Origin of the sequence: Listeria innocua, from assembly GCF_028596125.1 — a bacterium.
In the GTDB taxonomy this organism is placed as follows: domain Bacteria; phylum Bacillota; class Bacilli; order Lactobacillales; family Listeriaceae; genus Listeria; species Listeria innocua.
Map to the genome: position 1 here is coordinate 1,842,735 of NZ_CP117229.1, position 12,555 is coordinate 1,855,289.

A 12,555-nucleotide genomic window follows, 5' to 3' on the forward strand; every position below is an offset into this window, starting at 1 on the left:
GGTTAGACATTATTCTTCGTCTAGTGTTTTTTTAAAGCGTGCTCGGAAAAAGAATCCTAGGCCAAGCAAGGTTATAACAGCAATGATACTATAAATCACTGTCGAAAAACTATCCATGAAAACAACAATTTCGCCCCAAGATTCGCCAAGAAGAGCGCCAAGACCAATTAATACCGTATTCCAAAGCAAGCTCCCGGCCGTTGTTAAAATTAGAAATCGTGACATTTTCATCTTCGTCATCCCAGCTGGAATGGAAATCAAACTCCGTATAAGTGGAATCATCCGACATAAAAACACTGCCCAGCTACCATATTTCAAAAAGAAACTTTCAGCGCGTTCAATATCCGATTCCTTGAGTCGTAAAACCCGGCCATACTTCAAAACAATATGCGTTAGCCGTTCTTTGCCAAAATAAGAGGCCACTTTGTAAAGTAAAATAGCTCCTACAACTGAACCAAGTGTTGCTACAATAATCACCATCACTACATTAAGTGATGAAACTGTCGTCATAAATCCACCAAAAGTTAAGATAATCTCAGAGGGAATAGGCGGAAACAAGTTCTCAATCATAATTAACAAAAAAATACCTATATAGCCAAAATCAGCCATAATACTTGTAATCCAAGTTTCCAAAAAACACACTCCTGTACTTTATTTCCCTTTTAAAGTAAGTGCTTGCTTTTTAAGTTTACTACACTCGTTCTACTTTTTCAATCGATTTGGTAAAAAGAAAAAGAACTTGATACGTTTTCCATACCAAGTTCTTTGTTATTTACATTTTTAAATCGGCTTTTGTTGCGAAAAATCCTGCTAAACGATCTTTCACTTTCTTGATGCCACCAGCTTCATCACTTTCTAAATTCATTGGCATTACAGGTTCGTGCAAGCTCATTCGAAGCAAGAACCAACCTTCACCAAGCGCACCCTTCGTATTCACACGAATGCCTTCTTGGTTTACTGGTTCTAATTCCATGTCCGCGTCAGCTTCTACAAATGCCAGAAAATCAGCTAAAACTTCTTTGCCATAAGCTTTAAAATCTGGTGCTGTAATACTTAAACGAATTTCTTCGCTTTCTGCAGGTTCTTTTAAATCAGCTATTAAATCAGGCAAATCTTGGCCATTTTTTCGTAAAGTGGCGTACGTCATCAAAATTTTGGCAATTAAGTAAGCACCGTCATCTAAGAAATAATTTTCTTTTAATGCAGCGTGCCCACTCACTTCAATAGCAATTTCTGATGGTGTTCCGTTTGCATTAAGGCGTAAAGCTTCATTGATAACGTTACGATAACCACGTTTAAAGCGATGTTGTTTCCCACCTTTTGCTTCGATGAATGTTTGCAGATGTCCGCTTGTTGTTGAGTCAGTCACGATAGTTGTTCCTGGCTTTTCTTCCAAAATAATACTAGAAATAACAGCAATTAATGGATTACGGTTTAAACTTTCTCCATTTTTATCCATAATCGCAGCTCGGTCTACATCCGTGTCAAAAATCACGCCTAAATCCGCTCCGCTCGCAAGTACCGCTTTTTTCAAGCTAGCCATAGCTTCTTCATTATCGGGATTTGGAATATGGTTAGGAAAATTGCCATCCGGATCTAAAAACTGACTACCAGATATGTCTGCCCCGAGCTCTGCCAACACTTTTTCAGCAAAAAAGCCGCCAGCGCCATTCCCTGCATCGACAATAATGTGGCTTCCTTGTAGTGGCTTCATTTTGTCCGCTGCATCCGTGATTCCAGCTCTAATTTTATCCGTTAAGTCTGCCGCATATGTAGAAAGTAAATCTTGTTTTGTAACTTTTCCGGCGATTAGTCCGTTTTCTATGAAAGATTTACCTGCGTGAGCTACGATATAATCAATATCTTCATGTTCAGCTCCACCAGATTTCGTAAATAATTTTAGTCCATTATACATAAAAGGTAAGTGGCTCGCTGTAATCATAATTCCGGCATCGCAGTCATAGTCTTCGTACTGGGTTGCCATAAACATGGCCGGCGTAGTTGCAAGTCCTACATCCACCACATCGATACCTGAGAAAGTCAACCCTTTGATAAGTGCCGCTTTTAATCGTTCAGCTGAAAGTCTGCTGTCATGACCAATCGCCACTTTTCCCTGACCTTCCACTTTTTTCTCCTCTTTTAGCCATTTCGCAAAGCCATAAGCAATCTTTTCTACACGTTCGTCTGTCAGCGTAATCTGATATTTTTCCGTAGCGATTGCTATTCCACGTATGTCTGATCCGTTTTGCAGTGCTTCTAACGCTTTCGTTTCTGATTGATTCATGTCATTCCTCCAGCATCTGTATTTTTCCCCTTCATTATAGCTTAAATTGCGCATAATTCACATAGCTTTTACAAAAGATGTGCTCTATTTGCAATAATGATTTTTAGATCTACCGTTAATTCTTTTGGCGGATTTATTAATAATTCACTTTTTTTATCTTTATCAATGTGCCAACCAAGTGGCGTCATTTCAAGAAAATCGGCAAATAATTCGTTTGCGATTGGCGCTTTATATGTCACCCGTTCAACGTACTCGACTGTTAATTTTTCTGCTAGCCGAGATGTAACGGACTCATTTGAATAACTACTCTTCTCATCAACATAAATAAATTCGCGCAACTCCCGCAAATAATTCGCTTCTGGAACTACTTTTAACAAAAAGCCATCCGTTTTTAACAGCCGCTTGAATTCCTCATAATTCGAAGGTGATAAAATGTTTAAAATCACATCTGCCGTCTCTGTCTGGGTTGGACAATTGGCTAAATCAGCTACTGTCCAAACAATTCCGGGATAATCTCGAGCAGCTTGTTTCACGCCTTCTTTAGCAATATCTAGCCCAATTGCTTGGACATGGCGTCCTTTTTCTTGAAGATTTTTTACAACTCGCGCTAAATGACTTCCTTCACCGGAACCAGCATCATATATCACTACTTCTTCTTTTTTTGTCTCAGCAATGATTTCTGTCACTCGTTCGATTAATTTTTCAAAAAAGCCACTCGCAATCACTTTTTTTCGTGATTCGAATAAGGCTTGATCGTATTTGGTTTTATGTACTTGCTTAAGTAAATGTAAATATCCCGGCTTGGCAATATCAAACCCATGATGGTTTTTACATATAAATGAATTCGGCTCGCTAAATGAGAATTCTCCCCCACAAATCGGACAAGCAAGCAGGGTCATACTTTCTTTCATCGCAAGCTTATTAATCTCCATTTTTGATAACAATTAAACGTCACTCCACTCGAAAAACGTTGCCCGCAAATAGGCAACGTTTCTACTAATTTCTTTCATACGTATAAAATGTGTAATTATATTTATTTTTCTCATCTTTTTCATGAGGTTCTTTCGCTACTTCTGAAAAGTTTTCCCAGTCTACTTCTGGAAATGCGGTATCTGCATCAAATTCCGCGTCAATTTTTGTGACAATTAGCTTATCTGCCACATCCATAAATAAACGATAAATTTCCGCTCCACCAACAACATAAATCGGTTCGCCGGTTTCAGCAAGCGCCAGAACTTCATCCCGTGAATGAAGAATTTCTGCATCGTCTAGTTGTAATTCATTGTCCCTAGTTAACACAATGGTCTTTCTATTTGGTAAAGCTTTACCTAGTGATTCATAGGTTTTACGTCCCATGACGAGCGTTTTTCCAGTTGTCGTTTTTTTGAAAAATTGTAAATCTCCTGGTAAGTGCCACGGCATCTTGTTGTCTTTCCCGATATTACCAGCGCGGTCTTGTGCCCAAACAAAAATTATCATCTAAGAAAACCTCCCTTATACTGAAATTGGTGCTTTAATTGCAGGATCTGGATTATAACCATCTAGTGAAATATCCGCTACTTCAAAATCAAAAATGGTTGCAGGTTTATCTGAAAGAACTAATTTTGGTAACGCATGCGGAGTTCTTGATAATTGTTCTTTCACTTGTTCGATATGATTGTTATAAAGATGTGCATCTCCCATAGTATGGATAAATTCACCAACATCAAGTCCAACTTCCCGTGCAATTAAATGTGTCAAAAGTGCATAACTTGCAATGTTAAACGGTACTCCTAAGAAAATATCTGCACTTCGTTGGTACAATTGGCACGATAATTTCCCATCTGCCACATAAAATTGAAACAATGAATGACAAGGTGGTAAAGCCATATTCGGAATATCTTCAGGATTCCAAGCAGACACGATTAAACGACGCGAGTTCGGGTTTGTTTTAATCATTTCAATTAAGTCAGCTAACTGATCAATTGTTTCCCCTTGCGAAGTTTTCCATTCACGCCATTGTTTGCCGTAAATATTACCTAATTCGCCGTATTTATTCGCGAACGTTTCGTCTTCTAAGATCCGCGTTTTAAACTTCTCCATTTCAGCTTGATACACTTCTTTAAAGGCCGGATCACGCTCAGCACGCAGCCCAAAGTCAGTCATATCTTCGCCTTTATAATCAGCGCTTTTCACAAAACGCTCAAAAGCCCATTCATTCCAAATATTATTATTATGCTGTAAAAGGTAGCGAATATTCGTATCTCCATGTAAAAACCATAGTAGTTCACTTACTACAAGTTTAAATGGTACCCGTTTTGTTGTCATAATTGGAAAGCCTTCCTGTAAATCAAAACGCATTTGATAACCAAATGTGCTGATTGTTCCAGTCCCAGTGCGATCTCCTTTTTGTGTTCCATTCTCTAAAACGTACTTTTCTAAATCCAAATATTGTTTCATCGTTCGCACTCCTTATTCCGCGTATTGTGATAAAAATTCCCAGCGTTCCATCATTTGTTCCAACTCTGATTCTTTCGCTGTAATAAGTTCACTAATTTCTGCTGCTTTTGTAAAGTCTGCTCCGGTTTGTTCCAATGTTTCATTGAGCGATTCAATGTCTTGCTCTAAGTCGCTAATGGCATCCTCAATCCCGTCCCACTCAAGTTGTTCTTGGTAGGTTAGTTTGACTTTCTCTTTTTTCTCAGGTGATGACTTTTCGGCCGAAGTATTCGCCATTTTTTTCATTGATTTTGCTGGCTTTCCTTTAGCCTCAAGTTCTTTCAAATAATCACTATATTCACCATAGAAAATTTCTACTTCGCCAATTGCCCGGAAAACAAGCAATTTATTTACAACTTTATCAAGGAAATATCTATCATGGCTGACCGTAATAACCGTACCGTTAAAAGATTCTAAGTAATCCTCTAGAACAGTTAATGTTTGCGTATCTAAGTCGTTGGTCGGCTCATCTAGTAGCAACACGTTTGGTCGTTCCATTAAAATGCGTAGTAAGAACAAGCGGCGTTTTTCTCCACCTGACAAGCTACCAATTTTCTTCCCGTGGGAATTTGGTGGGAATAAAAATCGTTCTAGCATGGCGCTAACGCTAATCACTTCTCCACCAGAAGTCGTTACTTGCTCTCCTGCCTCTTGCAAATAAGCAATCATTCGCATATCTGGATCCATTTCTTCATTTTGTTGCGTATAATAACCGATTTGTACTGTTTGACCCGTAATTACCTCGCCGGCATCGGGCGTTAGTTTTCCAGCTAACATATTCAGTAAAGTCGATTTACCAGTTCCGTTATTACCAGTGATACCAAGACGTTCTCCCGGTTGAATAATTAAACTAAAATCTTGTAACACTTGTTTTTCGTCAAAGCGTTTTTCTAAATTTTTCAATTCGAAAACATCTTTCCCAAGGCGACTAGTGACAAAATCAATCGCAAGTTCTGAGTCGTCGATTTTAGTTTTGACTTTTTTCTCTAAATCATGGAAACGGTCTTGTCTAGCATTTTGTTTTGTGGCGCGCCCTTGTGGACCACGACGCATCCAAGCTAGTTCTTTACGATAAAGGTTTTTATTTTTCTCTGATTCGCGGACTTCGTTTTCCATGCGAATTGCCTTGGATTCCATGAATTTTTCGTAATTTCCAACATAGCGGTACGCCGAACCACGGTCCAGTTCCACCATATGGTTCGTCACACGGTCAAGGAAGTAACGATCATGGGTAACGAGTAATACCGCTCCTTTAAAGCGATTTAAATACTCTTCTAGCCAACGAATCGACTGAAAATCCAAATGGTTGGTAGGTTCATCTAAAATAAGTAAATCTGGCGTCTCAATCAAGACTTGCGCCAAACCAACACGCTTTCGCTGACCGCCAGAAAGCTCACTTATTTTTGCTGTTAAGTCAGTAATGCCAAGCCGTTCCAAGATTGTTTTCGCTTCAGTATTCATATCCCAAGCAGCACTCGCATCCATTTCTTGGCTAGCCGCTGTATAGGCATCATGTAGCTTGGTATTTTCTGCATCAAGCGACATCGCTAATAAGACTTCTTCATACTTACGCATTGCTCGAAGCGCCGCAGTATCACCGTCAAAAACCGCCGAAAGAACCGTATCCTCTTCATTAAAAACAGGATCTTGCGCCAAATAACCGATCGTATAATCTTTCGCTTTCGTAACGCTACCTTTATCCCCAGATTCACTTCCAGAAATAATTTGTAACAGCGTTGATTTACCAGTACCATTTACACCGATTAAACCAATGCGTTCGCCTTCTGTTATCGTTAGCGAGATATTCTCAAACAGGCTTTTTTCGCCATATGTTTTTGTTAAGTTTTCTACTTTTAACTGTTTCATTTAGTCCCATCCATTTCCGTTTCGTCCTTATCTATTCTAGCTGAAAATATAGAACATAGCAATTGCTTGAGATGAAAAAAGTTCCAAAAGTGGCGAATCCACTTTTGGAACTTTTATTTTTAAAATAAACCTTGTGCGTTACCATTTTCATCGACATCCATATTTAATGCCGCTGGTTTTTTCGGTAAGCCTGGCATTGTCATCACGTCGCCAGTTAAAGCAACAACGAAGCCCGCGCCAAGTTTTGGAATGAATTCACGAATATGAATCACAAAATCAGTTGGGCGACCGAGTAATGTTGGGTCGTCCGATAAAGAATACTGCGTTTTCGCCATACAAATTGGATAACGATCCCAGCCGTATTTTTTAAACTCAACAATTTGTTTTTGTGCCTTGCTAGAAAGTTCTACGCCAATTCCACCGTAAACCTTCGTCACAATTGCTTCTAATTTTTCTTCTATTGACCAAGCATCATCATAAATGCGTTTATAGTCCTCTTCTCCGCTTTCGACTGCAGCGATTACTTTATCTGCAAGTTCTAGACCACCGTCGCCGCCTTTTTCCCACACTTCTGTTAACGAAAAAGGAATGCCATGTTCTTCGCAAAGTTGTTCTAATTTCGCGACTTCCGCATCAGAATCCGTAATAAACTTATTAATGGCAACAACATATGGAATACCAAATGTTTGAATCGATTCCGTATGTTTTTGTAAATTAGTAAAGCCTTTTGCTAGGGCATCGACATTTTCTTCACTAAGTTCTGTTTTTAAAGCGCCACCATGCATTTTCAGTGCGCGAATTGTCGCTACAATCACGACACAATCTGGTGCTTTTCCAAGTGCTGGAACTTTAATATCTAAAAATTTCTCCGCTCCTAGATCTGCTCCAAAACCAGCTTCCGTTACTACATATTCGCCAAGTTTAAGCGCAGTACTTGTCGCTGAAACACTATTACAACCATGAGCAATATTAGCAAAAGGACCACCATGTACAATCGCTGGAGTATGTTCTAATGTTTGCACTAAATTAGGTTTTAACGCATCTTTTAATAGCAATGTTAATGCACCTTCATAACCCATTTCGCCAACAGTTATTGGTTCTTTTTTATAATTATAGCCAATCACAATTTCACTTAAGCGTTTCTTTAAGTCTTTTAAGTCACTTGCTAAACAAATGATTGCCATAATTTCAGAAGCAACTGTAATATCAAAACCATCTTCACGAGGAACGCCTTGAATAGGACCACCAAGACCAACGACCACTTTTCGAAGCGCTCGGTCATTTAAATCAACAACACGTTTCCAAACGATTCGTCTCCCGTCAATTCCTAAATCATTACCTTGTTGCATATGATTATCGATAAACGCAGATAAAGCGTTGTTTGCTGCTGTAATGGCATGAAAATCGCCTGTAAAATGTAAATTAATATCTTCCATTGGAATAACTTGCGCATAACCGCCACCAGTTGCCCCGCCCTTAATACCCATTGTAGGTCCAAGTGATGGTTCCCGCAAAGCGATGACTGTTTTCTTATCTTTTTTAGAGAGTGCGTCGCCAAGACCAACTGTTACAGTCGATTTACCTTCACCGGCTGGCGTTGGATTAATAGCTGTCACAAGAACAAGTTTACCTTGCTCCTTGTCTTTTAACGAGTGAATCGTATCATAGGATAACTTTGCTTTATACTTTCCGTAAAGTTCGAGTGCATCTGCATCTAGTCCTAAATGTTCCGCGATAGTCGTAACTGGTAGAATTTCTGCTACTGATGCAATTTCAATATCTGATTTCACTTTATTTGACATGATATCCCCTCCGAATATGTATATTGTAACAAAGAATTAAGATATTTTGGCTTCTTCAGTGCATCAAAAAAGCGTGACACCAAGCGATGTAACACCATTTTTGATTTCTAAAGTAAAGCCTGATTGCGCAAAAATCAACATCTCAACCTTGGATTACCGTTATTCCTTTGTATCTGGTTTCGTTGGATCCATTTCCTTGAGTGTCTTAAGCGCATCTGGATGATTTTCAAAAAACTGAACAACATCCCCGATTCGGTCAATAGAATTCCAACTCAAATGATGTTCAATACCTTCCACATCATGATAAATATGGGACGGATCTACACCAATTATACTTAAAAAACTTTCTAGTAATGCATGTCTTTCTAGTAGCCTTTTCCCCATTTGTGTTCCTTTAGGCGTCAAAATTAATCCACGATATTTTTCATAGATTAAATATTCGTCTTTATCTAGTTTCTGTACCATTTTTGTTACAGAAGACGGATGGACAAATAACTCATCAGCAATATCCGAAACCCTGGCATAACCTTTTGTTTCAATAAGGGAATAGATTTTTTCAATATAATCTTCCATACTAGGTGTTGGCATAGCTATACCCTCCAACTTATATTCTTTCACATAGCCAATTGTACTATAATATCGGACTTTCTAAAAGCAATTACCCTTTCTAAAACGAAATTTCTCCTAGGACATTCACGTAGTTTTTCGAGGTAAATCTAGCATTTAACGACAAAATATAACATAAAAGTAAAAAGTAAGCCTTTACAAGTCCAAAAATTAAAAAAATATCGAAAATCACCTTGACGTTTATAGGTATTTTGATTTATAGTGTTAGTATCATATGCGGCAACGCTATGAACTGAAAAGGTAGTATTTGCGAGAAAAAATTTTTAAACAGAAATGAAAGCGTTTGAAAAATGATTCTAGCAATTATTAGCCATACTTAGGAGGATTTATTTCAATGCAAAATGGGAAAGTAAAATGGTTTAACAATGAAAAAGGTTACGGTTTTATCGAATCAGACGGCGGCGAAGATATTTTCGTTCACTTCACAGCGATCCAAGGTGACGGCTACAAATCTTTAGAAGAAGGCCAAGCGGTAACATTTGAAGTAGTTGAAGGTAACCGCGGCGCTCAAGCAGCCAATGTGGAAAAAGCCTAATCCAGTTGCCAATTAGACACGGACTTAAAACCGGTATCCTTTGACCGGTTTTTTTATTGCAAAAAAATAGCTTTCCTTCTATAATAAAGCCACATCTACTCAAACAATAGGAGGCGCACAATATGGAAGTTTTCGTTGACGGTGCAAGTGCTGGAAATCCTGGTCCTAGTGGTGCTGGCATAGTTCTAAAAGCAGCAGGAATCTATGAACAATTCGCCATCCCTCTCGAAGTTATGACCAATCATGAAGCCGAATTTATCGCGATTAAATTAGGTCTAGAAGAAGCTTTAAAAAAACAAGCCACTTTCATTCGTTTGTATTCTGATTCGAAAGTCGCCATTGAAGCAATCCATAAACGACACGCTAAAAATCCTTTATTCAAACCCCATTTAGAAGCAATTTTAGAAATGGCTGATTCAGTAGAGTTATTTTTTGCAGAATGGCGTAACGTTAGCCAAAATAAACAAGCCGACCAACTCGCGCGTCAGGCTATAAAAAAACAGAAGCAACCTGGTATCAAATAACCAGATTGCTTCTATTTTTATTCAATATCCCGCGTTAGGGTTTTTAAGCCATATTTTTCAACGACCGCAAAAGCGTCATCGCGGAAACCGTTATATTTCAAGCTTGCTAAGTTCATTTCTAGCGGCACTTCAGTATGAATTTTAGCTAGTTTTTGGCTCAGTTCAAGCATTGCTAAATCTTCTTGAATTTTCAATTGTTGGGCTGGTTTAAGCTTGTCTAAATTATTTAAAACCCCTTCAATTGATTCGAATTCTTGGATGAGCTTAATTGCTGTTTTTTCACCGATGCCACGCACTCCAGGATAACCATCTGAAGTATCCCCCATCAATGCTTTTACATCAATAAACTGTTTCGGCGTAATGCCCATTTCTTCAAAAAATGTTGCTTCATTATATCGTTTATAATTGCCATAACCTTTTTGCATAATCCATACATCATTCGTCGGTGCGATTAGCTGTAGTAAATCTTTATCGCCACTTAAAACGGTTGTCGAAATACTACTACTAGCCTGAACTGTAATCGTACCAATGCAGTCATCTGCTTCAAAGCCAGGTACGCCCAAGTTAACAAAGCCAAACCCAGCAGCTACTTCTTTTGCTAAATCGAATTGAGGTATCATTTCTTCTGGTGGCGCCGTTCTGCCCGCTTTGTAACCATCATATAATTCATTACGGAATGTTTGTGACCCCATATCCCAGCAAATAAGTGTATGTGTTGGATTACTTTGACGAATAGCTGCAAACATGTGGCGCATAAAGCCTTGCACGCCATTCGTTGGAATTCCGTGTTGATTAAACATAAATTGTTTGGAAACAGCTGTTGCATAAAATGCTCGGAAAAGTAGTGCCATTCCATCTACAACGAGCAAATTTTCTCGATTTTCGTTCATATATAATCCTCCTATTTCCTTCTACTGCCATCTATTGTAGCATAATTATATCTGGCTCGCAGAAAAAAAGGAGCTTTTTACCAGCTTGCTTTTTTCACGCCGGGTAATTGACCTTGATGTGCTAGTTCACGAAACCGAATCCGTGACATACCAAATTTACGCATATAACCATGCGGGCGACCTGTTAATTCACAACGATTGTGTAGTCGTGTGGGTGAAGAATCTCTTGGTAACTTGCGTAACTCATCAAAACGACCTTCTGCTTTAAGCGTGCGGCGAAGTTCTGCATATTGTTCAACAAGCGCTTGTTGATGCTCATGTTTAGCAACTTTTGATTTTTTAGCCATATGTCTCTCCTTTCATAAATAATAATCATTCCGATTTATATCATACGCCGATTTCAAAATGAATGCAAGTCTCTTGTTTTAAAAAAACCGATACCCACTTAAAATGGGTATCGGTTCGTTATTTATTTAGTACCAACGATTGGTCCATAAGCATTAGAGAAACCATTATTATAAGCTACTCCGGCACTATTTTTACCAGCGTCCCAGTTAACGGACCAGGTCATAACACCTTTTACTGGAGTTCCTTTTGCTTGTAAACGATTGAATACATTTTGGACAATTTGAGGGTCTTTAACGTAACCAGTTGCTGCTGCATCTACATTGGCTGGTAAACCGAAGACAAATTTATTCGCAGGAATTTTTAAATAACCGCGCGTCCCGTTAATGAAGGAATCTGCCATGTAATATAAGAAAGATTCTTTTAAAGTATCATTATTTTGCGCAATCCATTGGTTAGTTTCATCTACCCAAACACCGTCGCCACCTTGATTGTAAAGTTGTGGGGCAATATAGTCATAGTAATTAGCAAGTGAAGTTAAGTAGCTCTCATAAGCGCTACCTGGTTTTAAATAAGGAAATTCTGGCGCCATCGTAATTAAGAAGTTTTTGCCTTGTGCTTTATAGTGATCTTTGACGATTTTAAGCGCTGCTGGAATAACAGTTTTATTATCTCCCGCGGTAATGGCGCTTTGTTCTAAGTCTATGTCTAGTCCATCAAAGCCGTATGTTTCTACTTGGCGAATAATTTCATTCGCGAACGCCTGCTCATCCCCAGCCTTCAGTTCCACGTGACCATCCGCACCACCAAGCGCTAAAAGTACTGCTCGACCTTCTTTGTTTAATGCGCCGACTTGTGCTCTGAAATCGCTATCATTTATTCCAACAGGTTTAAATGTTGGGATGCGATTTACTCCGTCTCCCTTCATAAAGGAAACATCTACCACGTTATAAGCTTTCGGTGTATCCTTCAGTGCTATATCAGCGGAAGTCCCTTGTTGATAGCCATCTTTTCCGGAAGATTTCCAACTATGCCAGTACCCAACTAGCACCTGTTTGTTAGAAATATCTGGCATAACAGAAGCGTCATCCGTCGCCGCTTGCGCTGTACTGCCAAATGCTCCCAGTTCCGTACCAACTAAAAGTAAAGACAAACCACCAACCATTACTTGTTTTCCATTCATCTACTTTTCCCCCTTACTTTA

At 38.9% G+C, this 12,555-nt stretch carries 13 protein-coding genes; 2 read left to right on the forward strand and 11 right to left on the reverse strand.

Translation table 11 applies throughout. From position 1 onward, the window contains the following. Positions 1 to 9 precede the first annotated feature (9 nt). The 8 genes from PQQ29_RS09725 to mntR form a co-directional block, all read right to left on the reverse strand. Complete coding sequence (locus tag PQQ29_RS09725) at positions 10 to 633, reverse strand: DedA family protein (RefSeq protein ID WP_003763020.1); 624 nt, start codon at positions 631 to 633, stop codon at positions 10 to 12. A 139-nt stretch (positions 634 to 772) separates the two neighbouring features. After that, positions 773 to 2,284 carry a phosphohexomutase domain-containing protein gene (locus PQQ29_RS09730; protein ID WP_147732755.1) on the reverse strand — a complete coding sequence of 504 codons (1,512 nt, stop codon included), beginning with the start codon at positions 2,282 to 2,284 and terminating at the stop codon, positions 773 to 775. Between the two features lie 68 nt (positions 2,285 to 2,352). After that, entirely contained in the window at positions 2,353 to 3,228 is an 876-nt protein-coding gene (locus PQQ29_RS09735) for a putative RNA methyltransferase (RefSeq protein WP_010991693.1), read from the reverse strand. Positions 3,229 to 3,280: 52 nt separating this feature from the next. Next, positions 3,281 to 3,763 (reverse strand): dihydrofolate reductase, encoded by a 483-nt coding sequence (locus PQQ29_RS09740; RefSeq protein WP_010991694.1) that lies wholly within the window; start codon positions 3,761 to 3,763, stop codon positions 3,281 to 3,283. 15 nt (positions 3,764 to 3,778) lie between these two features. Further along, positions 3,779 to 4,723: a thymidylate synthase gene (locus tag PQQ29_RS09745; RefSeq protein ID WP_003769361.1), complete on the reverse strand. Its 945-nt coding sequence runs from the start codon at positions 4,721 to 4,723 to the stop codon at positions 3,779 to 3,781. 12 nt (positions 4,724 to 4,735) lie between these two features. Beyond that, a complete protein-coding gene (locus tag PQQ29_RS09750; RefSeq protein WP_003769365.1) occupies positions 4,736 to 6,628 on the reverse strand; it encodes an ABC-F family ATP-binding cassette domain-containing protein in 1,893 nt (630 codons plus the stop codon). A gap of 119 nt (positions 6,629 to 6,747) precedes the next feature. Continuing rightward, entirely contained in the window at positions 6,748 to 8,430 is a 1,683-nt protein-coding gene (locus tag PQQ29_RS09755; RefSeq protein ID WP_010991695.1) for a formate--tetrahydrofolate ligase, read from the reverse strand. Positions 8,431 to 8,589: 159 nt separating this feature from the next. Beyond that, on the reverse strand, positions 8,590 to 9,018 hold the full coding sequence (mntR, locus tag PQQ29_RS09760) for a transcriptional regulator MntR (protein WP_003763032.1): 429 nt from the start codon (positions 9,016 to 9,018) through the stop codon (positions 8,590 to 8,592). A 373-nt stretch (positions 9,019 to 9,391) separates the two neighbouring features. Between mntR and cspD the strand changes: the two genes are divergently transcribed. Both cspD and PQQ29_RS09770 read left to right on the forward strand, forming a co-directional pair. Further along, the gene (gene cspD, locus PQQ29_RS09765; RefSeq protein WP_003728273.1) at positions 9,392 to 9,592 is read left to right on the forward strand and encodes a cold-shock protein CspD; all 201 of its coding nucleotides are present in this window, start codon (positions 9,392 to 9,394) and stop codon (positions 9,590 to 9,592) included. 122 nt (positions 9,593 to 9,714) lie between these two features. Continuing rightward, positions 9,715 to 10,116 (forward strand): ribonuclease HI family protein, encoded by a 402-nt coding sequence (locus PQQ29_RS09770; protein ID WP_010991696.1) that lies wholly within the window; start codon positions 9,715 to 9,717, stop codon positions 10,114 to 10,116. Positions 10,117 to 10,133: 17 nt separating this feature from the next. Here the strand turns inward: PQQ29_RS09770 and PQQ29_RS09775 are convergent, their stop codons facing one another. The 3 genes from PQQ29_RS09775 to chiA all read right to left on the reverse strand — a co-directional run bounded on the left by PQQ29_RS09775 (position 10,134) and on the right by chiA (position 12,534). Then, positions 10,134 to 11,006, reverse strand: coding sequence for a 5'-3' exonuclease (locus PQQ29_RS09775; protein ID WP_003769372.1), 873 nt, complete (start codon positions 11,004 to 11,006; stop codon positions 10,134 to 10,136). A gap of 77 nt (positions 11,007 to 11,083) precedes the next feature. Continuing rightward, positions 11,084 to 11,353 carry a 30S ribosomal protein S14 gene (gene rpsN / locus PQQ29_RS09780; protein ID WP_003763042.1) on the reverse strand — a complete coding sequence of 90 codons (270 nt, stop codon included), beginning with the start codon at positions 11,351 to 11,353 and terminating at the stop codon, positions 11,084 to 11,086. Positions 11,354 to 11,475: 122 nt separating this feature from the next. After that, positions 11,476 to 12,534 carry a chitinase ChiA gene (chiA, locus tag PQQ29_RS09785; protein WP_010991697.1) on the reverse strand — a complete coding sequence of 353 codons (1,059 nt, stop codon included), beginning with the start codon at positions 12,532 to 12,534 and terminating at the stop codon, positions 11,476 to 11,478. Between the last annotated feature and the right edge of the window lie 21 nt (positions 12,535 to 12,555).